The organism is Herbaspirillum sp. UBA812 (genome assembly GCF_002296545.1).
In the GTDB taxonomy this organism is placed as follows: Bacteria; Pseudomonadota; Gammaproteobacteria; order Burkholderiales; family Burkholderiaceae_D; genus Herbaspirillum; species Herbaspirillum huttiense.
Genome location: NZ_DBIC01000383.1, coordinates 622 through 961, shown reverse-complemented (window position 1 = coordinate 961; position 340 = coordinate 622). Strand labels below are relative to the sequence as shown.

General features: G+C 67.9%; 1 pseudogene. It reads right to left on the bottom strand.

The annotated features are described in order from the left end of the window. Nucleotides 1-340 (bottom strand): annotated as a pseudogene (locus tag B3873_RS25180) (permease DsdX); the annotation flags it as partial.

Below are 340 nucleotides of genomic sequence, written 5' to 3'. Positions count from 1 at the left end.
GAAGTATTCCTTGACCAGCCAGAAGCCCGCATCGTTGACGTGCGACAGGATCAGCGAACCGGCACCGGTGGCCAGCACCAGCAGTTCCTTGTTGGTCCCGGGGATCAGCGCCACCAGCGGCGCGACGATGCCGGCACCGGTGATGGTGGCGACGGTGGCCGAACCGGTGGCCACACGGATCACGCCAGCCACGAACCAGGCCAGCAGCAGCGGCGAGATCTGCGCATGCACGGCCAGCTGGCCGATGGCAGTGCCCACGCCGGAGTTCACCAGCATCTGCTTGAAGCCGCCGCCGGCACCGATGATGAGCACGATGGCCGCGGTCGGGGCCAGGCTCTGG